The following is a 22,860-nucleotide window of genomic DNA, read 5'->3' on the forward strand; positions in this document are numbered from 1 at the left end:
CGCTCTCCCGCGCTCCATTCTTCCGCGGGTTTTCCTAGCAGGGTGGAATGCCGGAGTCTCCCCGTTCCGGCGGCCGCGTCGAAGGGTATGGCGAGGGGGCCGCCGCGCTGCTAAGCCACGGTAAAACCGGCAAGGCGGGCGAGACATGAGCCATATCGCGATCGTGGGTGCGGGGCAGGCGGGCGCGGCGCTGACGGCGAAACTGCGCGCGGCGGGGTTCGACGGCGACGTGACGCTGATCGGGGACGAGCCGGTTCTGCCGTATCAGCGCCCGCCGCTGTCCAAGAAATACCTGCTGAAGCGGATGACCGCCGAGCAGCTTTTCCTGCGCCCGCAGCATTTCTACGACGAGCATGGCATCCGGGTGTTGACCGGCCAGCGGGTGCCGTCGATCGACCCCGCCGCGCGGCGGCTGACGCTGGCGGGCGGGACGCTGGATTACGACCAGCTTGCCCTGACGACCGGCGCCGCGCCGCGGATGCTGCCCGCCGCGCTCGGCGGCAACCTGCCCGGCGTCCACGTCATCCGGCAACTGGCCGATGTGGACCGGATGGCCCCCGAGTTCCAACCGGGCCGGCGAGTCCTCATCATCGGCGGCGGCTATATCGGGCTGGAGGCGGCGGCGGTCGCCGCGTCCTCGGGTCTGGACGTCACGCTGGTCGAAACCGCCGAGCGCATCCTGCAGCGGGTCGCTGCGCGGGAGACCTCGAATTACTTCCGGGCGCTGCACAAGGCGCACGGAGTCCGCATCCTCGAAGGGACCACGCTGCTGGGGATGGAGCGATTGCCCGACGGCGCCATCGCGGCGCAGCTTTCGGACGGCGTCCCGCGGGTTGCGGATTTCGTGATCGTCGGCATCGGCGTCACCCCGAACGAGACGCTCGCGGCGGATGCGGGGCTGGCCTGCGACAACGGCATCGTGGTCGATGCGCTGGGGCGGACCTCCGACCCGGCGATCTGGGCCGCCGGGGACTGCGCGCGGCTGCCGTATCGCGGGCAGATGATCCGGCTGGAAAGCGTCCAGAACGCCATCGACCAGGCCGAGGCGGTGGCGCTCAACATGCTCGGCGCGGGGCGGGATTACCTGCCGAAACCGTGGTTCTGGTCGGACCAGTACGATGTCAAGCTGCAGATCGCGGGGCTGAATACCGGCCATGACCGCGTGGCGGTGCGGCCGGGCACGACCGATCAGGTCCGCTCGCACTGGTACTACCGGGCCGGCGAGTTGCTGGCGGTGGACGCGATGAACGATCCGCGCGCCTACATGGCGGGCAAGCGGATGATCGACTCCGGCCGCTCGCCCGCGCCGGAGGAGGTGGCGGACCCGGCGGTCGATCTGAAGTCGCTGCTGTAGGGGGCTCAGAGCCAGAACATGACGCGGCTCTGACGCCAGCCCGCTCGCGAGGCTAGGATCGAGAGCTTCGGCAGTTGGTTCAGAGGACCCTGCGTGCGGCCGGGGTGCCGCACTGTCCGGCGGATACCGTCCGCAGGCCGGGCGGGCTGCCACCGCCTGAAGCCCGACGGCAGTTCCGCGACTGGCGCACCGCTCCCGAGGGCACCCGGCTTGCGCTGGATGACGGCCGGATAATAGCGCCATTCATGGGCCCTGCGTGGCGGCAGGTGATGGGACCGCTGGGTCACCCGCCCATGTTCGCACGGGATCTGTCCCTCGGCGGCAACCACCAGCCGATCCGGGTCGACTCTCAGACTGACAGGACGGTTGGCGAAGGACGCCGGCACGCTGTAGCGGTTGCGTCCGAAGCCGATCCGGCAGGTGGGTGAGACACGCTTGCTCCATCCGACGAAGCCGTCGAAGGCAGCGGCAGCGGCAGCGGCAGCAGCGCGGCCTGCTCTTCGGCCCGAGCGTCGGCGACGGTTCGCCGCCGCGGTCGACACCTCGATTTCGGGGCGCCGCGGCGCGCGGGAGCTGAGGGCTCTGATCGCCCGGCGCGGCAAGCCAGGCCTGATCGTCAGCGAACATGGGACCGAGTTCACCTCGAACGCCATGCTGGCCTGGAGCGAAGAGACCGGCGTGTCCTGGCTTTTCATCGCGCCCGGCAAGCCCATGCAGAACGGCATCTGCGAGGCGTTCAACTCGAAGATGCGGGACGAACTCTTGAACGAGACGCTGTTCTTCGGCCTCGATCAGGCCCGCCGCATCGTCGCCAGCTGGATGGCCGTCTACACCGCGGCCCGGCCCCATTCGGCACTCGGCCACCAGACCCCCTCGACGCAGTGCGTCGCCGCCCAACTCGCCGCAACGGGCGATCGGCTGCACGCGATGGCAACGTTCCGCCAATTGCCCATTGCTCCCTCCCCGCAAGCGGGCAAATGTCACCCGCCGGCTCTGGTCTCAGGTGGATGAAGGTCAGGGGTCACAGCACAGGGTGCAAGCAGCTTGCTGATGATCCAGTCGCGCGAGAAGGGCGGATGCACATCGTCCTTGTCCTTGTCTGTTCGCAGCATCAGCCCATCGGTCGCGGCCGGATGCGGTCAGCTTCTCCAGACCTCGATCGTCGGCAGGTCCGTCAGGCTCGCGCCGAGCGCCTGCAGCGCCGGAAGCGAGACCTGGCTGCCCCCGGTGGCGGGGCCGCCCAGCGGGATCAGGTCCACATTGGCCGCGCGGCCGGTCGCCGGATTCACCAGCCGCCCCTTGCCGGGCGCGGTGACGAGCGGCGTCTTGATCCACATCCCCGGCTCGGCCGCGTTGCCGAGCGAAGCGACCGTCGTGCCGAGCCGGCCGGCGGCCGTTGCTGGCGCAGCCGTCCCGCCCGCGCCGGGCGGCGGGGTCGCGATGATGACCGCATCGCCGTCAGCGGTGGGCGCGGCGACCACGGTCGCGCCGTTGTCCAGATGGGCGACGACCGGCTTGGGGGTGGGGCCCTCGGCGGCCTGCTGGTCGCAGGCGGCGACGGCGAGCAGCGGAAGGATCAGACTCAGACGGGAAAGCTTCATGGCAATGCCCTCTTTGGCGTGACTGTCACCGGCTTGACACGCGCCGGGCGCTCCGTCCATCCGCCATGCGCCCGCGACTTCACGGCGGCACCGGCTTGTGCCGAACCGGCCACGCCCATATCATCATCGGATGAACGCGCCGTTTCCCCCGACCGCCCCGCTGATCGACCCGTTCGCGCGGCCGATCACCTATCTGCGTGTCTCCGTCACCGACCGCTGCGATTTCCGCTGCACCTACTGCATGGCCGAGCACATGCAGTTCCTGCCCAAGGTTGAGCTGCTGACGCTGGAGGAGCTGGAACGGCTCTGCGGCGCCTTCATCGATCTGGGGGTCCGCAAGCTGCGGGTGACGGGCGGCGAGCCGCTGGTGCGCCGCAACATCATGTCGTTCTTCAAGGTGATGTCGGAACGGCTGGGCAGCGGCCTCGACGAGCTGACGCTGACCACCAACGGCAGCCAGCTTGCCCGCTTCGCGGACCAGCTTGCCGATTGCGGGGTGCGGCGGATCAACGTCTCGCTGGACACGCTGGACGCGGACAAGTTCGCCGCGATCACCCGCTGGGGCCGTCTGCCGCAGGTGATGGACGGCATCCGCGCCGCGAAAGCCGCCGGAATCCGCGTCAAGATCAACGTCGTGGCACTGAAAGGTTTCAACGAGGATGAGCTTTTCCCGCTGCTCGACTGGTGCGCCAGGGAAGGGCACGACCTGACCTTCATCGAGGTCATGCCGATGGGCGATCTTGGCGGCGAGGACCGGCTGGACCAGTATTGGCCGCTGAGCGACCTGCGTGCCCGGCTCGAAGGACGCTTCACCCTGACGGACCTGCCCGAGCGGACCGGCGGCCCGGCCCGCTATGTGCGGATCGAGGAGACGGGGCAGAAGATCGGCTTCATCACTCCGCTGACCCACAATTTCTGCGAAAGCTGCAACCGGGTGCGGCTGACCTGCACGGGCGAGCTTTACATGTGCCTCGGGCAGGAAGACCGCGCCGACCTGCGCGCCCCGCTGCGGGCCAGCGCCGACGACGGCGCGCTGCGCCAGACGATCCGCGCCGCCATCGCCCGCAAGCCCAAGGGGCACGACTTCGACTATTCGCGCGGCGTTTCCGGCCAGATCTCGCGTCACATGAGTCACACCGGCGGCTGAGAAATCTTCAGGCCGACGCGCCGTCCCACGGCGTCGAGTTCAGCGCCCGCGCGTCCACGCCGTCGAGGCAGTTGACGTTCACCGCCACCATTGGCTCGCCATTCTGTTCGCCCCTTGCATAGGGTTCGACCCCGCAGGTCGGGCAGAAGCGGTGCGAGATGATATGCTTGTTGAACAGGTATTCGGTCGTCGGCCCGTCTTTCGTCAGCCGGAACGCCGATGCCGGCACGAAGGTCAGCACCCAGCCCAGCCGGCGGCAGCGCGAGCAGTTGCAGGTGACGGTGTGGTCCAGATCGGCGTCAACCTCAAAGGCGATGGCGCCGCATTGACAGCTTCCGGTATAGCTCTGGCTGGTCATGGAAACCTCGGGGGATAGAGGAACGGCGCCAGCTTGGCACAGTCACGGGCGCTTGAAAAGTTCACAGTTCGTTCGCGGGTTGCGGTTGCGTTTTCTGCGCCCGTGCCTATCTGATGCGCTTGTCCAGCGAAGGTCGTCCCATGGAACAGAAGTTCATCGAAATCCGCGGCGCGCGGGAACACAACCTCAAGGGCGTGGACATGGACATTCCGCGCGATTCGCTGGTTGTCATCACCGGGCTGTCCGGGTCGGGCAAGTCGTCGCTGGCGTTCGATACCGTCTATGCCGAGGGGCAGCGCCGCTATGTCGAGAGCCTGTCGGCCTATGCGCGGCAGTTCCTCGACATGATGGGCAAGCCGAACGTCGATCACATCAGCGGGCTGTCGCCGGCGATCTCGATCGAGCAGAAGACGACCTCGAAGAACCCGCGTTCCACCGTGGGCACGGCGACCGAGATCTACGACTATCTGCGGCTGCTGTTTGCCCGCGCGGGGACGCCCTATTCGCCCGCGACGGGTCTGCCGATCGAGGCGCAGCAGGTGCAGGACATGGTGGACCGGGTGATGGAAATGCCCGAGGGGACGCGCGCCTATTTGCTGGCGCCGATGGTCCGCGACCGCAAGGGTGCCTATGAGAAGGAACTCCTGGACCTGCGCAAGCGCGGCTTCCAGCGGGTCAAGATCGACGGCGAGTTCCATGAGCTCGACACCCCGCCCGAACTCGACAAGAAATTCCGCCACGACATCGACGTGGTCGTGGACCGGATCGTCGTGCGCGAGGGGCTGGAGACGCGGCTCGCCGACAGCTTCCGCACGGCGCTGGATCTGGCCGACGGCATCGCGGTGCTGGAAACCGCGCCCGCCGAGGGCGAGCCGGAACGCCTTACCTTCAGCGAGAAATTCGCATGTCCGGTCAGCGGCTTCACCCTGCCCGAGATCGAGCCGCGGCTGTTTTCCTTCAACGCCCCGATGGGTGCCTGCCCGGCTTGCGACGGGCTGGGGGCCGAGCTGTTCTTCGACGAGCGGCTGATCGTGCCGGACGGCGGGCTTTCCATCGCACAGGGCGCCATCGCGCCGTGGGCCAAGTCGAAATCGGCCTATCTGACGCAGACGGTCAACGCGCTGGCCAAGCATTACGGCTTCGACCGCCGCACCGCCTGGCGCGACCTGCCGGAGAATATCCGGCACATGTTCATGCACGGCTCGGGAAACGAGGAAGTCCGCTTCCGCTTCGACGATGCCGGCCGCGTCTATGAGGTCAGCCGGGTCTTCGAGGGCGTGATCCCCAATCTCGACCGCCGCTACAAGGAAACGGACAGCGCCTGGTCGCGCGAGGACATGGAGCGGTATCAGAACTCGCGCCCCTGCCACGTCTGCAATGGCTATCGGCTGAAGCCCGAGGCGCTGGCGGTCAAGATCGGCGGGCTGCATATCGGGCAGGTCACCGAGATGTCGATCCACGAGGCGCTGGACACCATCGGCCAGGTGCCGCCGCAGCTTTCGCGCCAGAAGAACGAGATCGCCACGCCGATCCTCAAGGAAATCCGCGAGCGGCTGGGTTTTCTGGTCAACGTGGGCTTGGACTACCTCACCCTGTCCCGCGCGGCGGGAACGCTGTCGGGCGGGGAAAGCCAGCGTATCCGGCTGGCCAGCCAGATCGGCTCGGGGCTGACGGGGGTGCTGTATGTGCTGGACGAGCCGTCCATCGGCCTGCACCAGCGCGACAACGACCGGCTGCTGGACACGCTCAAGGGCCTGCGCGACGCGGGCAACTCGGTCATCGTGGTGGAACATGACGAGGATTCGATCCGCCATGCCGACTATGTCTTCGACATGGGGCCGGGGGCCGGGGTGCATGGCGGCACGGTCGTCTCGAAGGGAACGCCCGACGAGATCGCGGCGGACCCGGCCAGCCTGACCGGGCAGTATCTGTCCGGCGAGCGAGAGATCCCGGTGCCGCGCGAACGCCGCGCCGGAAACGGCAAGGCGGTGACCATCGAGGGCGCGACCGGCAACAACCTCAAGGACGTGACGGTCGATTTCCCGCTGGGCCGGTTCGTCTGCGTCACCGGCGTCTCGGGCGGCGGCAAGTCCACCCTGACCATCGAGACGCTGTTCAAGACGGCCTCGATGCGGCTGAACGGTGCCCGCCAGACCCCCGCGCCCGCCGTCGCGGTGAAGGGGCTGGAGCATCTGGACAAGGTCATCGACATCGACCAGCGGCCCATCGGCCGCACCCCGCGGTCGAACCCCGCGACCTATACCGGCGCCTACACCCATATCCGCGACTGGTTCGCGCGGCTGCCCGAATCCAAGGCGCGCGGCTACGGCCCCGGCCGGTTCAGCTTCAACGTCAAGGGTGGCCGCTGCGAGGCGTGCCAGGGCGACGGCGTCATCAAGATCGAGATGCATTTCCTGCCCGACGTCTATGTCGAGTGCGAGACCTGCAAGGGCAAGCGCTACAACCGCGAGACGCTGGAGGTCGAGTTCAAGGGCAAGTCCATCGCCGACGTGCTGGACATGACGATCGAGGACGCGCAGGAGTTCTTCAAGGCAGTCCCGTCGATCCGCGCCAAGATGGACGCGCTTGTCGAGGTCGGCCTCGGCTACGTCAAGGTCGGCCAGCAGGCGACGACGCTGTCGGGCGGCGAGGCGCAGCGGGTCAAGCTGGCCAAGGAACTCAGCCGGGCGTCCACCGGGCGCACGCTGTATATCCTCGACGAGCCGACCACGGGGCTGCATTTCGAGGATACGCGCAAGCTGCTGCAGGTGCTGGATTCGCTGGTCGATCAGGGCAACACGGTGATCGTGATCGAGCATAACCTCGACGTCATCAAGACCGCCGACTGGATCATCGACATCGGCCCCGAAGGCGGCGACGGCGGCGGCCGGATCGTGGCCGAAGGCACGCCCGAGCAGGTGGTCACGGTGCCGGAAAGCCATACCGCGATCTATCTCGCGCCGCTGCTGGAGACTGCTGCGAAGCGGCACGGCCCGGTGCGCCAACCCGAAACGCCCGCGGTCAAGCGGCGCGGCCGCAGCAAGATCGCCGCAGCCTGACGGACGGCGGCGCCGGAGGGCATGGCGGCGGGCCGATGCGAGTCGGCCGCCCATGCGAGCGCGAGCGAAGCCCGCTACCGCATTGCAAAACTGAGGGGTAAAAGGTGAGAGGCTGGACAACGACCCAAGCGGGGCTCGTTACGGCTGCTTCCTTCCGGACCTGACCGGGTTGGCGAGGCGCCTGCCCGCGCCAACCTCTCGCGCATTAGATAACGCGAGACGGCGGCGGTTGCAAGCGGCGGCGATCACCGATGAACGCGCCGTTGCCGGGTTCGATCAGGAACCGCGCGGTTGTCGCAGCGGGAATAGGCCGGGGGCGGGTGAGGCGACGCGGGGGGTTGGGCGGTCTCCAGCCGCGCGCAGAAGCTTTTGCCCGCGATCTCAGCGTGCCGGACTTCTGTGCGCGGGGGTTGCGCCCGCACCAGACGTAACGCCCGCCCAGTTGCGGCGGGGCGGGGCTTTCGCTATCGCATCTGTCAACAGACGGGACGTTATCATGAACCTTTTCGCCGACATCCGCGCCCTCGTGGTCGAGACGCTGAACGCCATGATGAGCGACGGCGCGCTGCCGCAGGGCCTCGATCTTGCCAACGTTGCGGTGGAGCCGCCCCGCGATCCGGCGCATGGCGACATGGCGACGAACGCGGCGATGGTGCTGGCCAAGCCCGCCGGGATGAAGCCGCGCGACATCGCCACGGTGCTGGCCGACCGGCTGGCCGCCGATCCCCGGATCACGGCGGCCGAGGTCGCGGGGCCGGGCTTTCTGAACCTGCGGCTTGCGGTGGATCAATGGCGCGAGGTTCTGCGCACCGCCCTGACCCAAGGCGCCGATTTCGGCCGCGTGCCCACAGGGCAGGGCGAGAAGATCAACGTCGAGTTCGTCAGCGCCAACCCGACCGGCCCGATGCATGTGGGCCACATGCGCGGGGCGGTGTTCGGCGATGCGCTCGCCAGCCTGCTGGACTTCGCCGGCCATGATGTCACCCGCGAATACTACATCAACGACGGCGGCGCGCAGGTCGATGTGCTGGCCCGCTCGGCCTATGAACGCTACCGCGAGGCGCACGGGCAGGAGCCGCAGATCAGCGAGGGCCTCTATCCCGGCGACTACCTGATCCCGGTGGGGCAGGCGCTGAAGGACCGCTTCGGCGACAGCCTGCTGGACTGCCCCGAATCCGAATGGCTGGACCAGGTGCGCGAGATCGCCACCGACGCGATGATGGGGATGATCCGCGAGGATCTGGCGCTGCTGGGCATTTCCATGGACGTCTATTCGTCGGAAAAGGCGCTCTACGGCACCGGCCGTATCGAAGCGGCCATCGACCGGCTGGAGCAGGCCGGCCTGATCTATGAGGGCGTGCTGGAGCCGCCCAAGGGCAAGCTGCCCGAGGATTGGGAGGCGCGCGAGCAGACGCTGTTCCGCTCCACCGCCTATGGCGACGACGTGGACCGGCCGGTGAAGAAATCGGACGGGTCGTGGACCTATTTCGCGCCCGATATCGCCTATCACTGGGACAAGATCGACCGCGGCTTCGACCAGCTCATCGACATTTTCGGCGCTGACCACGGCGGCTATGTCAAGCGGATGCAGGCGGCCGTCGCAGCGTTATCGGGGGGCCGGGTGCCGCTGGACGTGAAGCTGATCCAGCTGGTCAGGCTGTTCCAGAACGGCGAGCCATTCAAGATGTCCAAGCGCGCCGGCACGTTCGTCACGCTGCGCGACGTGATCGAGCAGGTGGGGCCGGACGTCACCCGCTTCCACATGCTGACCCGCAAGAACGATGCGGCGCTGGATTTCGATTTCGCCAAGGTGCTGGAACAGTCCAAGGACAATCCGGTCTGGTATGTCCAGTATGCCAACGCGCGGTCCAACAGCGTCCTGACCCGCGCCGAAGGCATGGGCGTCGATGTCTCCGACGCCGCGCTCGCCGGCGCCGATCTGGACCGGATCGCGCATCCGGCCGAACTCGCGCTGGCCCGCAAGGTCGCGGAATGGCCGCGCACAGTGGAAATCGCCGCCCGCGCGCACGAGCCGCACCGGATCGCGTTCTTCCTTTACGACCTCGCGTCGGACCTGCATGCGCTGTGGAATCGGGGCAATGACGATCCCGGCTTGCGCTTCGTGCAGGATGGCGATCCTGCCACAACCGCCGCGAAAATGGCGCTGGTCCGTTCCGTCGCCGTTGTGTTGGCGGCCGGTTTGGGTATCTTGGGCGTCACTCCGGCCAAGGAAATGCGCTGAACAAGGCGTGGCCTGCCGGGGCTGAACGAGCAGTCAACGGACAAGCCGGATCAACCGGCATAGTGGGCAGGACAGAAGATGACAGTGGTGGATTTCCGTTCCGGCGGATTCGACGGCGCGCGCCGCGACTCGCATTCCTACGCGGAACATGAATATGCCCCGCAGGGGGCACATGCCGATCTCGACTGGACTGATGAGGACGACTGGGACGAGGCGCGGTTCGCGACCGAGGCGGGAGAGCCCGCCCTGACGCAGCGCGATTCGCTGCTGGGCCGCGTCTCGCGGCTGACCCATTATCTCGGCGCGCTGATCTCGGTCCTGCTGATGTGCGCGCTGATGGTCTGGGGCTACAAGCTGGTGATGCGCGACGTCTCGGGCGTGCCGGTGATCCGCGCCGTGCAGGGCGAGCCGCGCATCGCCCCCGAGGAACCGGGCGGCCAGCTTTCCGAACGCAGCGGCCTTGCCGTCAACCAGGTCGCCGCCGGGGCCGGGCCGCGCCCCGTCTCGGAAGTCGCGATCGCGCCCGAGGCGACCTCGCTGACCGACGCCGACGTGCCGATGGGTCAGCTTGGCGCCACCGCCCGCGAAACCGCCCTGACCGAGGAAATCCCCGCCGATCCGACCCAGCGCGATGTCATCGCCACGAGCGATGCCGAAGCCGCGGCCGCCCGCGTCACCGCCGAGGCGGAAGCCGCCGCGCCGGTCGAAACCGATTTCACTCTGCTCTCGAACGCGCCCGCTGCCGAAGCGCCGGTGAACGAGGCCGTGACCGATCTGGACGGCGCTGCCGCTCAGGACGTCGCCATCACCCAGGCGCTGGCCGAGGCGGGCGTTCAGCCCGCGCCGGGCGCGCTTGGCGCCTCGCCGCGCCCCGCGCCGCGTCCGCGCCGGCTGGCGGCTGCGGCTCCCGCCGCACCGGCCGCACCGGCCGCGGCCGCTCCGGTGGCCGAGGCGCCTGCCGCCCGCGCGGCAGAGCCTGCGCCGGTCGCCTCGGCCTCCGTTCCGGCGGGCGCGCCGCTGGTGCAGATCGGCGCGTTCGACAGCGACGCGATCGCAAGCTCCGAATGGGGCCGGCTCGCAGGTCGCAACGGCTCGCTGTTCGCGGGCAAATCGCCGGTCATCCAGAAGCACGAGGCGGGCGGGCGCAACTTCTGGCGGCTGCGCGTCGCTGGCTTCGACAGCCGCGACGACGCCCGCAAGTTCTGCGCCGCGCTGATCGCCGCCGGGACCGACTGCATCCCCGCGGTTGCGAATTGACCCGAACGCCCCTGCTGATCCAGCCCGACGACGCCCCGCCGCCCCGCGACGGGGCGTCCGCGCCTGACATCACCGGCGCGACGATTCTGGGCGTCGAGGGGCTGACGCTCGACCGCAACGAACGCGCCTTCCTGCGCGAGGCGGACCCGTGGGGCTTCATCCTCTTCGCCCGCAACGTGGACAGCCCCGAGCAGCTGCGCCGCCTGACTGGCGATCTGCGCGACGCGGTCGGGCGCGACGCCATCGTGATGACCGATCAGGAAGGCGGCCGCGTCCAGCGCCTTCGCCCGCCGCACTGGACCGACTGGCCCGCGGCGATGGAGAGCGCCGCGGATGGGGAGCGGGCGGTCGAGCTGCGGCACCGGCTGATGGGGCAGGAACTGCGCGCCGCCGGGATCGACTGCGACGCCGCCCCCTGCCTCGACATCGCGCAGGAGGAAACGCATCCCTTCCTGCGCAATCGCTGCTTCGGCACCGATGCCGAATCCGTCGCCCGCATGGGCCGGGCCGCCGCCGACGGGCTGCTCGCGGCCGGCGTGCTGCCGGTAGTCAAGCACATGCCCGGCCACGGCCGCACCCGCGTGGACAGCCACCACGACCTGCCGATCCTCGCCGCCGATCTGGACGAACTGGACGAGACGGATTTCGCCCCTTTCCGCGCGCTGGCCGACCTGCCGATGGGCATGACCGCGCATATCCGGCTGACGCAGCTGGACGACCGCCCCGCGACCGCCTCGGCCGCCGCCATCGCCCTGATCCGCCAGCGGATCGGATTCGGCGGGCTGCTGATGAGCGACGACATCGGCATGAACGCGCTTTCCGGCAGCCTTGGCGGCCGCGCCTCGGCGGCCATGGCGGCGGGCTGCGATCTGGTTCTGCACTGCAACGCGACCCGCGACGAGTTCGAAGAAGTCGTGGCCGCCGCCGGTCGGATGACCGACGCCGCCGCCCGCCGCGCCGCCGCCGCGCTGGACCGGCGCGGGCCGCCCGACCCGGTGCCGGCCGTCCTGCTGCGGGACGAATTGCGACATCTGACGTCGGGACGCTGATCCCGCGACGATTTGCAGCAACCCTGCCGCGCTGGCAGAGCTTGCGCCGCGCGGCATCGCGGCCCAAGTAACGGGCATGTCCATGCCGCCCCGCTTTCCCGTCACGCCCGCCCAGATCGACGAGGTCGTGCGCGTCTTCTACGCCGCCGTCCGCCGCCACGAGGTGCTGGGCCCCGTCTTTGCCCGCCACGTCACCGACTGGCCCGAGCACGAGGCGAAGATCGCCGCCTTCTGGCGCAATGCGATTCTTGCCGAGCGGGCTTACGGCGGCAATCCCATGCAGGTCCACCGCGCCGCCGGCGACGTGCGCCCCGACCATTTCGAGCCCTGGCTGATGCTGTTCGACGCGACACTGATCCGCACTCTCCCCGCGGAAAGTGCGCGGGCGTGGTCGGCGCTTGCACACCGGATCGGGGCGGGGCTGCGGATGGGGGTGGAGATGGACAGTCCCAGCGGCGTGCCGATGCTGCGCTAGGCGCGGCCTCCTCCCGCAGGTTACTCCCACACCGCGACGCGCTGGCGGTATCGTTCGATGGTGCCAGCAGCAGTTGCAGGCGCGGCTTGCGGGGGCGGGGCTTGCCGTAGGTAAACGACCGTCCTGAGTGCCGCGATGAATGCCCCGCGAAGCGGCGTTTCTCGCGCTAGCCCGCCCCCTCGCGCAGCGACAGCTTCAAGCGGATGCCATCTCGCCCCCGCACCGTCAGCCGGGCGACGGGCACCGGATCGGCGGCGCCCCGCTCCAGCCTCAGCCTGCCGGCGATCAGGGCCAGCATCAGCGGCCCCTCGATCATCGCGAAGCCCGCGCCGGGGCAGACGCGCTGACCGGCGCTGAAGGGGATATAGGCGTCTCGCGCGCTCGCCCGGCCGTCCGAGGTGGTCCAGCGGGCGGGATCGAACTCGTCGGGGCGGCTCCACAGCCGTTCATGGCGGTGCAGATGCCAGGGCGACAGGACGATCTGCGTGCCGGGCCGCAGGTCGCGGTCCCGGAACCGCTCGGGCGCGGTCGTTTCCCGCACCATCATCGGCACCGGCGGATAAAGCCGCATCGCCTCGCGGAACACGGCGCGGGCGGCGGAAAGCCTTGCGACGGCGGCGAAGTCGGGCGGCTCCGCGCCATGGCGCAGCGTCGCGCGCGCCTCGGCGGCGACGCGATCCTGCCATTCGGGCGAGGCGGCCAGCAGCCACAGCGCCCAGGCCAGCGCGCTGGCCGAGGTCTCGTGCCCGGCAAGGAAGAAGGTCGCCACCTGATCGACCATCTCGCCATGCGAGAAGCAGCGGCCGGTCTGCGGGTCCGGGGTCGTCATGATCTTGGTCGCGAGGTCATCGGGCGCGGTGCCCTCCGCAATCGCGGCGGCGCGGGCGGTGACCAGATCGGCGATCAGCCCGCGGATCGCCTTGGCGCTGCGGCGCGTGCGGCGCGAATGCAGCCGTGGCAGCCAGCGCGGCAGCCGCAGGATCGCGCCGGCGTTCACCAGCGGCTGCGCGTCCTGATGGGCGTGGAAGGCGGCGAAGACCTGCGCGGCGATCCGGTGCTCGATCGGCATGGAAAACAGCGTGCGGAAGATCACGTCGGCGGCGGCGTGGCTGGTTTCCGGCTCAATGTCGATTTCGGCTCCGGCGCGGGCGGCCAGCCGCTCGGTTGCGGCGACCGAGGCGGCCCACATGGCCGGGAAGGTCTCGCGCAGGCGGCCCCCCTCGAACGCCGGATCGATGATGCGGCGCTGGAAGGCCCAGTCCTCGCCGTTGGTGATGAAGACCGAATGGCCCAGCAGCGGTGCCAGCCCCTCGCGCAGGCGGCTCGACTTGGGGAAGTCGCCGGGGCGTTCCTGAAGCACCAGCCGCACCAGCGTCGGATCGTTGCAGAGCGCGGTGCGGATCACCGGACTGCGGAACTCGGCCATCCAGGCGCGGTAGAGCCGCGCGGGCATCGCCGACAGCAGGTCGCGCCGGAACGCGCGGACAAGGCGCGGCACCGTGCTGCGGCGGGTCGAGGCTTCGGGCTTGGGCGGGATCACGGCGCGGTTCCGGCCAGCCTGCGGCGCGTTGGCGGGGCGGCGCTGCGGGTGATCCGGCCCGGCGAGTGGCTGCGGCCTTTGAACCGCTCGGCCAGCCGCAGCGGCCCGGCGGTGACAGCGAAGTAGTCATAAGCGCCGGGCCGGTCGAAGGCGCAGAGATACTGGAAATGCAGCCGGAACCAGCGCCCGCGCAGCGCGCGCCGGCGCTGCGGCGACAGGGTCTGCGTGAAGGCCGCCGACAGGACCAGCGGGCCGCGGCGTCCCGGCGGGTCATCCCCGGCCACCGCGACCGGATCGCAGAGGCCGAAGCAGCAGGCATCGCCCGGTGCCGTGACATCCACCCAGTCCACTTCAGGGCGGGCCGCGAGGAAGCGCAGATCATCGCGCAGCCGGTCGGCGCGGGGCAGCGAGGCGGCCATCGGGACCACATGGCCGAGCGTCAGCAGCGCCAGCCGCCCATCGGCCCGCGCCCGGCCCGAGCGGATCAGGTCAGCCAGCACCGACACGGCAAGATAGCTGCCCGACGAATGGCCGACGACCAGCACCTCGTCCCACTCCCCGTTCAGCACCGCGGCGATGCGATCCGCGAAGCGGGCGATCTGGGCTTCCAGCGCGGGCGGATAGGTGCCGCCGTCCTGCGCGGTGAAGGCGTAGTCGTGCATCAGGTAATAGGCGAAGAACCGGCCATCCGCCCGGCGGAATGCGGCGAGGATCGCCCAGGCCACGGCAAGCGCCGGGACCAGCCCGGCCCACCACGGCAGGGCCTGCGCCACCAGCCACACGATACCCAACGCCACCATCAGCGCCAGCGCCGCCTGCATCACCAACACCACGATCGGATAAAGCGCGGCGATCACCGGTCCCCGCCGCAGCCGCATCAGCCGCCACAGCGCGCCCGAGCCGATATAGGCCCAAGCCGTGCGGAAAAGCTGGCCGTAGGTCGCGGGGATCGACCGACCCATCGAGCGCTGCACGAGATCGGCCCAGACCAGCACCTCGAACTCCGCCTCGGTCGCCCGGCCGTCGAAGTTGCCGCTCACGCCCCAGCCGAAACCGGTGCGGTCGCGGCGCGGGCCGAAGCTGAGGCTGTAGCCGGAAATCCGCGCCTGCTCGGTCCCCTCGCGCTTGTAAAGCTCGCGGTAGCGGCGCGGGGGCATGGGGTCGTAGCCGGGGATATACAGCACCCTGCGACGGAATGGTCGGCTCATGGTTGTGCCCCGCTCCTGCTCGGCTACCGGCGCGGGCACTCTAGGCGGATCGGGGGCGGGGGCAAGCAGGCAGGCCGTTTCAAGCGTGCCAGCGCGCCTCCAGCGCCCGGATCGCGGCGATGCGCCGGTCGGTCGCGGGGTGCGAGGCGAGCCAGGCCACCGGCCCGCGCCCGCCCGCGCCGGTCAGCCGGTCGAGCCGGGCCAGCAGCTCGACCTGCGGCCCGACGCCGAACCCCGCCTTGGTCATCAGCGCGGCGGCGAAGGCGTCGGCCTGATATTCATCCTCGCGCGAGAGGCGGGCGGCGATGGCGCTGGCCACGAGCGTGCCCAGCCACGGGCCGATACCGGGAATGAACCGGCCAAGCGTCACGCCCAGCACGCTGCGAATGACGTTCTGCCCGGCGAAATCCAGCATCCGGCGGCGGGTATGGCCGTGGGCGACGTGGCCAAGCTCATGCGCGATGACCGAAGCAAGCTCGGCTTCGGTGACGCGGCCGGCGTCCAGTTGATCCATGAAGCCGCGCGTCAGGAACACCCGCCCGTCTGGCGCGGCCATGCCGTTGACCGGCGCGACCTCGTAGATATGGGCGCGGATCGGCGGCAGGCCCATCGCCGCCCCCAGGCGTTCAAGCATCGCGGCCATGCGCGGATCGGCCAGCGGGGTGGAGTTGGCGTCCAGTTCCCGCTTCAGCCGCCAGACCGAGAACATCCACACCGCGACGGCGTAGAGGATCATCAGCAGGATCGGCAGGAACTTGATCATGGAATGAATGTAGAGCGCGGGCGGCGGCGGTCAATCGCCTCAGCCCAGCACCCGCATCGCCCGCGTCAGCCCGTCCAGCGTCAGCGGCATCATCCGCGCCTCGAAGATCTGCCCGATCATGCCGATGGAGGGGGTGTAGCCCCAATGCGCCTCGGCCACCGGGTTCAGCCAGACATGGTCGGGCCATGTCTCGCAGGCGCGGCGCAGCCACAATTCGCCCGGCTCGGGGTTCCAATGCTCGTTCGCGCCGCCTGGCGCTGCAATCTCATAGGGCGACATCGAGGCGTCGCCCACGAAGATGCATTTATAGTCCCGTCCGTATTTGTGCAGCACTTCCCAGGTCGGCGTCTGCGCATCCCAGCGGCGGCGGTTGTCCTTCCAGACGCCTTCGTAAAGGCAGTTGTGGAAGTAGAAATGTTCCATGTGCCGGAACTCGGCGCGGGCGGCCGAGAACAGCTCGTCCACGACGCGGACATGGTCGTCCATGCTGCCGCCCACGTCGAGGAACAGCAGCACCTTGACCGCGTTGCGCCGCTCGGGCCGGGTCTGCACGTCGATATAGCCGTGATCGGCGGTGGCGCGGATGGTGCCGGGCAGGTCCAGCTCCTCAGCCGCGCCATGCCGCGCCCATTGCCGCAGGCGCTTGAGCGCGACCTTGATGTTGCGGGTGCCAAGCTCGACCTGATCGTCGAAATCGCGGAACTCGCGCTTGTCCCAGACCTTCACCGCGCGGCGGTGGCGGCTTTCGGCCTGCCCGATCCGCACCCCTTCGGGGTTGTAGCCATAGGCGCCGAAGGGCGAGGTGCCGCCGGTGCCGATCCATTTGTTGCCGCCCTGGTGGCGGCCCTGCTGCTCGGCCAGACGCTGGCGCAGCTTTTCCATCAGCGCCTCGAAGCTGCCGGAGCCTTCGATCTCGGCCTTCTCGGCGTCGGTCAGGAACTTCTCGGCCAGCTTCTCCAGCCATTCGCGGGGCAGGGCGGTCTCGCTCACCAGCGCCTCGACCGGGACCGTCTCCAGTCCGGCGAAGCTTTCCGCGAAGGCGCGGTCGTAGCGGTCGATATGCCGCTCGTCCTTGACGAGGATGGCGCGAGCGAGGGTGTAGAAGTCGTCCACAGACCAGTTCGACAGGCCCGCCTGCATCGCCCCCATCAGGTCCAGCCACTCGCGCAGGGAGACCGGAACCCCATGTCGCCGCAGCGAATCGAGGAACGGGCGGAACATCAGCGCATCCAGCGATCGACGGCGATCGTGGCGAACAGCCCCACCAGCGCAAAGGCGAGCGCGTGCGCGGCGGCATATTGCAGCCGGTCGCTGCGGTTGCCGCCCGCCTTGCGGGCGCGGCGGTCGCCCAGCAGGGCGCCAAGGATGATGGCTGCGATGACGATCATGGGGCCTCCGGCGTCGGGGTTGATCTAGGCCGGGCAGTCCCGCGCGACAAGCGGAACGTGACAGGGCGGCGGTGTCAGACCTTGCAGGCGGGGTCGGAAATATCGCTTCGTTAACCAGTTAACATCTTGATTTTAAACATATTTAAGGTCATTACATTAGCTGGAATCGGCGTTTCCTCGTAGCCCTTGGCACGCGCCCCGCGGCGCTTTCGCGACGAGGAAGACGATGCACAAGCCACCGGCGCCGATCGGCGAACAGTTCCAGGCCATCTATCTGGGCGACGTGAAGCCCGACCAGCATATCGACCGGTTCGAGGCGCTACCCGGCACCGAAACCAGCTTCGCCCTGCTGGGGACGACCTTCGGCAGCGCCGGGGCGCCGCTGACCCAGGGTATCGTCGCGATCACCACGCAGGACCGCAATGGCGACGGGATGCTGCGCGGCGACACGCTCTTCAGGGCTGAGGAGACGTTTTCGACCGACCGTCCGCTTGCGGTCGATGGCGGGATGGCGAGCGCCTTCGCCTTCGACGGGGTGACGCAGTATCGCGCGACATTGACCTATCTGGACGGCAGTCAGGCGAAAGGCGTCGTCGTCACGGTCATGCAGGACGATCAGGGGCGGACCTTCCTCGTCCCGAACCGCGACGGTGGCAACGACGCGCTGACGGCCGGGCCGATCAAGTCGCTGACGCTGACCGGGTTGGCTGAACTCAATCCTTTCAACAACAATCTCGACACCACCCGGCCGCAGGTGAAATTCGTGCCCTGCTTCGCGGGCGGCACCCGGATCATGACCGCCAAGGGCCACCGCCCGGTGGAGCGGATCGCCGTTGGCGATCTGGTGCAGACGGTGGATCACGGGTTGCAGGTGGTGCGCTGGGCGGGGGCGCGGCGGTTGGATGCCGTGGATCTCGCCGCCAACCTGGCGCTGCTGCCGATCCGCATCCGCCGGGGCGCGCTGGGCGAGCGGTTGCCGCGGCGCGACCTGCTCGTCTCGCCGCAGCACCGGGTGATGGTGCGCTCGGCGGTGGCGCGGGCGATGTTCGGGGCGGATGAGGTGCTGGTCGCGGCCAAGCACCTGCTGGCGCTCGACGGTGTGGAGATCGCCCGCGATCTGCGAGAGGTCACGTATCACCACATCCTGTTCGACCGGCACGAGATCGTCCTGTCCGAAGGCGCCGCCTCGGAATCGCTGTTCCTGGGCGAGCAGGCACTGCTGGCGCTGGGCGAGGCCGCGCGGAACGAGATCCTGACGCTGTTCCCCGAACTGAAGGCCGGTCTGCCGGAGGCCGGCGCGCGGCCGTTCCTGACAGGGCGGCAGGGCAGGGGTCTGGCCGAGCGTCACGGCGCGCTGTCGCTGCAATAGGCAGCCTGCACGGCGCCGGTCGGCTGGCCCGATCCGCCGCGCCGATTCCGGGAAAGGCTTGATCCCCGGCGGGGGGGTGATTAGGCTGAAGGCAAGTTGAAATCGGAGGGCGTTGCCATGACGCCCATGCGTCCCGCGGGTGCGGACGCGTTCCCGAAGCCTTCGGTCGAGCCTGCCGCCGCCCGCCAGCCAGACGAGAACACGCTGTATGCGGCTCTCGATCTGGGCACGAACAGTTGCCGGATGCTGATCGCCCGCCCCTCGGGCAGTCAGTTCCAGGTGATCGACAGTTTCTCCAAGCCGGTGCAGCTCGGGCACGGGCTGGAGGCGTCTGGCCGGCTGTCGCGGCAGTCGATGGCCCGCACCGTCCACGCGCTGCAGGTCTGCCGCCGCAAGCTGGAAAACCACGGCGTCGCGCATATGCGGCTGGTCGCGACCGAGGCCTGCCGCCGCGCCCGCAACAGCCGCGACTTCATGCGCACCATCCGGCGCGAGACGGGTCTGCCGCTGGAAATCATCCAGCCCGAGGAAGAGGCGCGGCTCGCCGTCATCTCCTGCGCGCCGCTGGTGAGCCTGCGGACCGAGCAACTGCTGATCGTCGATATCGGCGGGGGGTCGACCGAACTGGTCTGGATCGACGTGAGCGGCGTCGATCCGGTCGAGCGGCCCCGTGCGATCATGGCGCTGGGCGACGGGTTCGGCAATCACGGGCCGGGCGCGGCGCGGGTGGTGGACTGGATCAGCGTGCCGCTGGGCGTCGCGACCCTGCGGGACCAGTTCGCGGATGTCGAGGACGATCCGGGCCGCTTCGCCCTGATGAGCTGGCATTTCGAGGAGATGCTGGCCGATTTCGTCCCCTATGTCACCGCCGACCGGAAGGCCGACAACTTTCAGATCATCGGCACCTCCGGCACCGTCACCACCGTCGCGGCGAGCTATCTGGGACTCAAGCGCTACGACCGCACCAAGGTGGACGGGCTGACGATGACCTCGGCCCAGATCGACAAGGTGATCCGCGAATATCTCGCGCTGGGTCCCGAGGGGCGGCGCGCTGATCCCCGGATCGGGCGCGAGCGTCACGCGCTGATCATGTCCGGCGCGGCGATCCTGCAGACGCTGATGCGGGTCTGGCCCACCGACCGGCTGTCGGTCGCGGATCGCGGCCTGCGCGAGGGGTTGCTTTACGCCCAGATGGTGCGCGATGGCGTGCTGACGCCCGAGGGGCTGAACGGGGTGGCATGAGATGACGGACGGAAAGAAGCCCGGTGAGCGGGCAAGGAAAAGCTCGGGGCGCGGGCAGCGTGACCTGCGGGTGCGGGTCAAGTCGGCCAAGGGCCGCAAGCTGTCCAGCACGCTGTGGCTGGAGCGGCAGCTGAACGATCCCTATGTGGCGCGGGCCAAGCGCGAGGGCTATCGCGGCCGCGCGGCCTACAAGATCATCGAGCTGGACGACAAATACGGGTTCCTCAAGCCCGGCGCGCGCGTGGTCGATCTGGGCGCGGCGCCCGGCGGCTGGTCGCAGGTCGCGGTCGCACGGGTGAACGCGCTGGGCGAGAAAGCGGGCAAGGCGCAGGGCCGGGTGCTTGGGGTGGACCTGCAGGAGATCGATCCGATCGCAGGGGCCGAGCTTCACCAGCTCGATTTTCTGTCAGACGATGCGGATGCGTTGGTCAAGGAATGGCTGGGCGGCCCCGCGGACGTGGTGATGTCGGACATGGCGGCATCCTCGTCGGGGCACAAGGGCACCGATCACCTGCGGATCGTGGCGCTGGTCGAGGCGGCGGCGGCGTTCGCCTTCGACGTGCTGACACCGGGCGGGACGTTCGTTGCCAAGGTGCTGGCGGGCGGCGCGGAAAGCAGCCTGCAGAGGCTGCTGAAACAGAATTTCGACAAGGTGGCGAATGTGAAGCCCCCCGCAAGCCGTTCGGATTCCTCCGAGAAATTCGTCGTCGCGCAGGGCTTCCGTGGCGGCAACCTCGCTTCCGCCGATACGATGGATGGCGAGGACCAGGAGAAACCGCCGGCCGCGATGTGAGGCTCCGCTAGACCTCCGCCGTCTGCTCCCGCTCGGACCGAAAGCTCTCCGGCGTCCGCCCGGTCGCGCTGACGAAGGCGCGGTTCAGGTGGGCGACGCCGGTATAGCCGAGGGCCGAGGCAATCTCGGCGAGGCTGTCATGGCCGCCGCGCAGCATGGCGGTCGCGCGTTCCAGCCGCAGTTCGTAGAGGATATCCAGCGCGCTCTGCCCCCGCTGGGTCCGGCAGGCGGCGTCGAGATCGGGCATCGTCGCCCCGATGGCTTCCGCGAGGTCGGAAAGTGTCCGCCCGCGCCCCAGTTCACGGCCCGCAAGCGCCTCGAAGTCCTGTAGGATCTGTTTCGATCTGTCGCCGTGGCGCAAGGCGGGTGCCGCGGCATCCTCGCGCTCGAACAGGTCGGCGCGTTGCAGCAGCAGGGCAAGCAGGCGCAACCGCAGTTCGGCGGTGAGGCGGGCGGAGGCGAACGGCGCCCCCGAATCGCGCTGGATCGCGGCGACATGGGCGCAGATTTCCGCCCGCAGCGCAGCCGAGGGGCGGCCGGCGAGCAGGTGTTGGGGAAAGCCGGGCGCCAGATCGCGCGTCAGCGCCGCCGGCATCCGCAGGACCGCGCCGCCGGCATCCGCCGAAGGCTGGGCGGCGAAGGCGCTGCCGGCGGGCACGAAGATCATCTGGCCGGGCTGAAACGCCTGCCCGCCGCGGGGCAGGTCGATTCGCATCGCCCCGGCGTCGATCAGCATCAGCACGCTGTCGCTGCGAACGCGCGGCAGTTGGACCGCGCCTTGCCCGCCCCATGAGAAACTGCCCAGCGGCATGACCCGAAGGCCGTCGAGCACATGCGCGGTGCGGCCGGTATATGGCCGGAGTGGAGCGGTGCCGTTGGTGCGGTTCGCGGGCGTCAGGACCAGCGGCGTGTCAGGCTCCGCCGCGCCCGTGGGATGCGGGCCGAATCTGGCGGCGATATGCGGATCGGGGTCTAGCATCTTATTCCTGCAAGCATTCCTGCGCGAAGCAACTTGCAGATGAAACGTTAACAGGTCGTGAACGTTCCTGAATTTTACGCCCGCTCACCCCTCCGCGGCAACGGAAATCCAGTCGCGCATGCGGTTTCGGAACCAGATTCGCTGCGATTTCGCGTATTGCCGGGTGGCAACGACGGCCCGCTCCCGCGCCTCGGCCAAGGGCAGCTCTCCGCGCAAATGGGCGGCGAGTTCCGGCGCGCCGATCGCCCGCGCCCATTGGGCCGAATCATCCCAGACGTGCAGCATGGCCGCGACCTCGTCCAAGGCGCCGCTGGCAAGCATCGCATCGAACCGCCGTTCGATCCGGGCGGCCAGCGCATCGCGATCCGCGTGCAGCACCAGCCGGGCCGCGTCCTCCGACCCGATCAGTGGCGCGGGCGTCTCGGCCTGCCAGTCGGCAAGGCCGCGGCCGGTCGCCTCCAGCACCTCCCAGGCGCGCTGGACACGGGCCGGGTTCCGCAGGTCCAGCCCGGCGCGGGTGCGCGGATCGAGCGCGGCGACCATCGGCTCCAACCCGCCTTCCGCGAGCCAGGCATCGCCCCGCGCCCGGATCTCGGGCGGGACCGGCGGGATCACCGCCAACCCGCGTGTCAGGCTGGTGAGGTAAAGCCCGGTGCCGCCGACCACGATCAGCCGCTGCCCCCTCGCCAGCAGCGCCGCGACCTCGGCCAGCCAGTCGCCCACCGAATAGCTGCGCCCCGGATCGACATGGCCGTAGAGCGCGTGGGGCGCGAGTGCCTCGTCCGCCGCATCGGGGCGGGCGGTCAGCACCCGCCAGCAGGACCAGACCTGCAGCGCGTCGGCGTTGACGACGATCCCGCCCTGCGCCTGCGCGATCCGCAGCGCCAGGGCCGACTTGCCCGAGGCGGTCGGCCCGGCGATCAGGACGTGGCGGGCCGGGTCGATCTTGGGCAGGCTGGGCGGCATTTCGGGCGGCATCGTCTCTATCGGTTGAACCCGACCCCCGTTTGCGACATTTTGCCCGGCAGCGAAACAG

19 protein-coding genes, 1 other RNA gene and 2 pseudogenes are annotated in these 22,860 nt (G+C 69.3%); 11 read left to right on the plus strand and 11 right to left on the minus strand.

What is annotated here, in order from left to right; genetic code table 11:
* Positions 1-145 precede the first annotated feature (145 nt).
* Positions 146-1,354, plus strand: coding sequence for an NAD(P)/FAD-dependent oxidoreductase (locus KTN05_RS01175; protein ID WP_217327530.1), 1,209 nt, complete (start codon positions 146-148; stop codon positions 1,352-1,354).
* Positions 1,355-1,500: 146 nt separating this feature from the next.
* Here KTN05_RS01175 and KTN05_RS18015 read toward each other — a convergent pair.
* A pseudogene (locus KTN05_RS18015) lies at positions 1,501-1,877 on the minus strand (IS21 family transposase); the annotation flags it as partial.
* On the opposite strand from KTN05_RS18015, the pseudogene KTN05_RS01180 reads away from it, so the two are divergent.
* Positions 1,868-2,365, plus strand: a pseudogene (locus KTN05_RS01180) (integrase core domain-containing protein); the annotation flags it as partial. The pseudogenes KTN05_RS18015 and KTN05_RS01180 sit on opposite strands and share 10 nt — an antisense overlap.
* 128 nt (positions 2,366-2,493) lie before the next feature.
* Here the strand turns inward: KTN05_RS01180 and KTN05_RS01185 are convergent.
* Positions 2,494-2,955 (minus strand): hypothetical protein, encoded by a 462-nt coding sequence (locus KTN05_RS01185; protein ID WP_217327532.1) that lies wholly within the window; start codon positions 2,953-2,955, stop codon positions 2,494-2,496.
* A gap of 130 nt (positions 2,956-3,085) precedes the next feature.
* On the opposite strand from KTN05_RS01185, the gene moaA reads away from it, so the two are divergent.
* Positions 3,086-4,102 carry a GTP 3',8-cyclase MoaA gene (gene moaA / locus KTN05_RS01190; RefSeq protein WP_217327533.1) on the plus strand — a complete coding sequence of 339 codons (1,017 nt, stop codon included), beginning with the start codon at positions 3,086-3,088 and terminating at the stop codon, positions 4,100-4,102.
* 7 nt (positions 4,103-4,109) lie between these two features.
* On the opposite strand, the gene KTN05_RS01195 is transcribed toward moaA, so the two are convergent.
* Positions 4,110-4,460 (minus strand): GFA family protein, encoded by a 351-nt coding sequence (locus tag KTN05_RS01195; protein WP_217327534.1) that lies wholly within the window; start codon positions 4,458-4,460, stop codon positions 4,110-4,112.
* A gap of 140 nt (positions 4,461-4,600) precedes the next feature.
* On the opposite strand from KTN05_RS01195, the gene uvrA reads away from it, so the two are divergent.
* On the plus strand, positions 4,601-7,519 hold the full coding sequence (uvrA, locus tag KTN05_RS01200) for an excinuclease ABC subunit UvrA (protein ID WP_217327535.1): 2,919 nt from the start codon (positions 4,601-4,603) through the stop codon (positions 7,517-7,519).
* 102 nt (positions 7,520-7,621) lie between these two features.
* On the opposite strand, the gene ffs is transcribed toward uvrA, so the two are convergent.
* An RNA gene (gene ffs, locus KTN05_RS01205) (signal recognition particle sRNA small type) lies at positions 7,622-7,720 on the minus strand.
* A gap of 295 nt (positions 7,721-8,015) precedes the next feature.
* Here ffs and argS point away from each other — a divergent pair.
* The 4 genes from argS to KTN05_RS01225 all read left to right on the plus strand — a co-directional run bounded on the left by argS (position 8,016) and on the right by KTN05_RS01225 (position 12,542).
* Positions 8,016-9,761 carry an arginine--tRNA ligase gene (gene argS / locus KTN05_RS01210; protein WP_217327536.1) on the plus strand — a complete coding sequence of 582 codons (1,746 nt, stop codon included), beginning with the start codon at positions 8,016-8,018 and terminating at the stop codon, positions 9,759-9,761.
* A 78-nt stretch (positions 9,762-9,839) separates the two neighbouring features.
* On the plus strand, positions 9,840-11,018 hold the full coding sequence (locus KTN05_RS01215; RefSeq protein ID WP_217327537.1) for an SPOR domain-containing protein: 1,179 nt from the start codon (positions 9,840-9,842) through the stop codon (positions 11,016-11,018).
* A gap of 68 nt (positions 11,019-11,086) precedes the next feature.
* Positions 11,087-12,067 carry a beta-N-acetylhexosaminidase gene (gene nagZ, locus KTN05_RS01220; RefSeq protein WP_217327600.1) on the plus strand — a complete coding sequence of 327 codons (981 nt, stop codon included), beginning with the start codon at positions 11,087-11,089 and terminating at the stop codon, positions 12,065-12,067.
* Between the two features lie 76 nt (positions 12,068-12,143).
* Positions 12,144-12,542 carry a group III truncated hemoglobin gene (locus KTN05_RS01225; protein ID WP_217327538.1) on the plus strand — a complete coding sequence of 133 codons (399 nt, stop codon included), beginning with the start codon at positions 12,144-12,146 and terminating at the stop codon, positions 12,540-12,542.
* 166 nt (positions 12,543-12,708) lie between these two features.
* Here KTN05_RS01225 and KTN05_RS01230 read toward each other — a convergent pair whose 3' ends face one another.
* The 5 genes from KTN05_RS01230 to KTN05_RS01250 all read right to left on the minus strand — a co-directional run bounded on the left by KTN05_RS01230 (position 12,709) and on the right by KTN05_RS01250 (position 17,441).
* On the minus strand, positions 12,709-14,082 hold the full coding sequence (locus tag KTN05_RS01230; RefSeq protein WP_217327539.1) for a cytochrome P450: 1,374 nt from the start codon (positions 14,080-14,082) through the stop codon (positions 12,709-12,711).
* The gene (locus tag KTN05_RS01235; RefSeq protein WP_217327540.1) at positions 14,079-15,290 is read right to left on the minus strand and encodes a hypothetical protein; all 1,212 of its coding nucleotides are present in this window, start codon (positions 15,288-15,290) and stop codon (positions 14,079-14,081) included. The genes KTN05_RS01230 and KTN05_RS01235 overlap by 4 nt, the downstream gene beginning before the upstream one ends.
* 79 nt (positions 15,291-15,369) lie before the next feature.
* Positions 15,370-16,053 (minus strand): M48 family metallopeptidase, encoded by a 684-nt coding sequence (locus KTN05_RS01240; RefSeq protein ID WP_217327541.1) that lies wholly within the window; start codon positions 16,051-16,053, stop codon positions 15,370-15,372.
* Positions 16,054-16,092: 39 nt separating this feature from the next.
* A complete protein-coding gene (locus KTN05_RS01245; RefSeq protein WP_217327542.1) occupies positions 16,093-17,274 on the minus strand; it encodes a VWA domain-containing protein in 1,182 nt (393 codons plus the stop codon).
* On the minus strand, positions 17,274-17,441 hold the full coding sequence (locus KTN05_RS01250; protein ID WP_217327543.1) for a hypothetical protein: 168 nt from the start codon (positions 17,439-17,441) through the stop codon (positions 17,274-17,276). Before KTN05_RS01250 ends, KTN05_RS01245 begins: the two co-directional genes overlap by 1 nt.
* Before the next feature lie 226 nt (positions 17,442-17,667).
* Between KTN05_RS01250 and KTN05_RS01255 the strand changes: the two genes are divergently transcribed.
* From KTN05_RS01255 to KTN05_RS01265, 3 genes are all read left to right on the plus strand, one after another.
* Positions 17,668-18,810, plus strand: a complete 1,143-nt coding sequence (locus KTN05_RS01255; protein WP_217327544.1) for a Hint domain-containing protein — start codon at positions 17,668-17,670, stop codon at positions 18,808-18,810.
* Positions 18,811-18,927: 117 nt separating this feature from the next.
* A complete protein-coding gene (locus KTN05_RS01260; protein WP_217327545.1) occupies positions 18,928-20,052 on the plus strand; it encodes a Ppx/GppA phosphatase family protein in 1,125 nt (374 codons plus the stop codon).
* Position 20,053: 1 nt separating this feature from the next.
* Positions 20,054-20,845, plus strand: coding sequence for an RlmE family RNA methyltransferase (locus KTN05_RS01265; protein WP_217327546.1), 792 nt, complete (start codon positions 20,054-20,056; stop codon positions 20,843-20,845).
* A 7-nt stretch (positions 20,846-20,852) separates the two neighbouring features.
* Here the strand turns inward: KTN05_RS01265 and KTN05_RS01270 are convergent, their stop codons facing one another.
* The gene (locus tag KTN05_RS01270; protein WP_217327547.1) at positions 20,853-21,824 is read right to left on the minus strand and encodes an AraC family transcriptional regulator; all 972 of its coding nucleotides are present in this window, start codon (positions 21,822-21,824) and stop codon (positions 20,853-20,855) included.
* An 84-nt stretch (positions 21,825-21,908) separates the two neighbouring features.
* Entirely contained in the window at positions 21,909-22,802 is an 894-nt protein-coding gene (miaA, locus tag KTN05_RS01275) for a tRNA (adenosine(37)-N6)-dimethylallyltransferase MiaA (protein WP_254367881.1), read from the minus strand.
* Positions 22,803-22,860: the final 58 nt, after the last annotated feature.

This window comes from Paracoccus sp. Z118 (assembly GCF_019061185.1).
Classification (GTDB): Bacteria; Pseudomonadota; Alphaproteobacteria; order Rhodobacterales; family Rhodobacteraceae; genus Paracoccus.

Excerpts from the sequence above, each read along its gene's own strand:
- KTN05_RS01185 (WP_217327532.1), bottom strand. The coding sequence starts at position 2,955 with ATGAAGCTTTCCCGTCTGAGTCTGATCCTTCCGCTGCTCGCCGTCGCC.
- KTN05_RS01250 (WP_217327543.1), bottom strand. The coding sequence starts at position 17,441 with ATGATCGTCATCGCAGCCATCATCCTTGGCGCCCTGCTGGGCGACCGC.
- KTN05_RS01225 (WP_217327538.1), top strand. The coding sequence starts at position 12,144 with ATGTCCATGCCGCCCCGCTTTCCCGTCACGCCCGCCCAGATCGACGAG.
- uvrA (WP_217327535.1), top strand. The coding sequence starts at position 4,601 with ATGGAACAGAAGTTCATCGAAATCCGCGGCGCGCGGGAACACAACCTC.
- KTN05_RS01215 (WP_217327537.1), top strand. The coding sequence starts at position 9,840 with ATGACAGTGGTGGATTTCCGTTCCGGCGGATTCGACGGCGCGCGCCGC.
- KTN05_RS01265 (WP_217327546.1), top strand. The coding sequence starts at position 20,054 with ATGACGGACGGAAAGAAGCCCGGTGAGCGGGCAAGGAAAAGCTCGGGG.
- miaA (WP_254367881.1), bottom strand. The coding sequence starts at position 22,802 with ATGCCGCCCGAAATGCCGCCCAGCCTGCCCAAGATCGACCCGGCCCGC.
- KTN05_RS01195 (WP_217327534.1), bottom strand. The coding sequence starts at position 4,460 with ATGACCAGCCAGAGCTATACCGGAAGCTGTCAATGCGGCGCCATCGCC.
- KTN05_RS01260 (WP_217327545.1), top strand. The coding sequence starts at position 18,928 with ATGACGCCCATGCGTCCCGCGGGTGCGGACGCGTTCCCGAAGCCTTCG.
- KTN05_RS01245 (WP_217327542.1), bottom strand. The coding sequence starts at position 17,274 with ATGTTCCGCCCGTTCCTCGATTCGCTGCGGCGACATGGGGTTCCGGTC.
- moaA (WP_217327533.1), top strand. The coding sequence starts at position 3,086 with ATGAACGCGCCGTTTCCCCCGACCGCCCCGCTGATCGACCCGTTCGCG.
- KTN05_RS01255 (WP_217327544.1), top strand. The coding sequence starts at position 17,668 with ATGCACAAGCCACCGGCGCCGATCGGCGAACAGTTCCAGGCCATCTAT.
- KTN05_RS01240 (WP_217327541.1), bottom strand. The coding sequence starts at position 16,053 with ATGATCAAGTTCCTGCCGATCCTGCTGATGATCCTCTACGCCGTCGCG.
- KTN05_RS01270 (WP_217327547.1), bottom strand. The coding sequence starts at position 21,824 with ATGCTAGACCCCGATCCGCATATCGCCGCCAGATTCGGCCCGCATCCC.
- KTN05_RS01235 (WP_217327540.1), bottom strand. The coding sequence starts at position 15,290 with ATGAGCCGACCATTCCGTCGCAGGGTGCTGTATATCCCCGGCTACGAC.
- argS (WP_217327536.1), top strand. The coding sequence starts at position 8,016 with ATGAACCTTTTCGCCGACATCCGCGCCCTCGTGGTCGAGACGCTGAAC.
- KTN05_RS01175 (WP_217327530.1), top strand. The coding sequence starts at position 146 with ATGAGCCATATCGCGATCGTGGGTGCGGGGCAGGCGGGCGCGGCGCTG.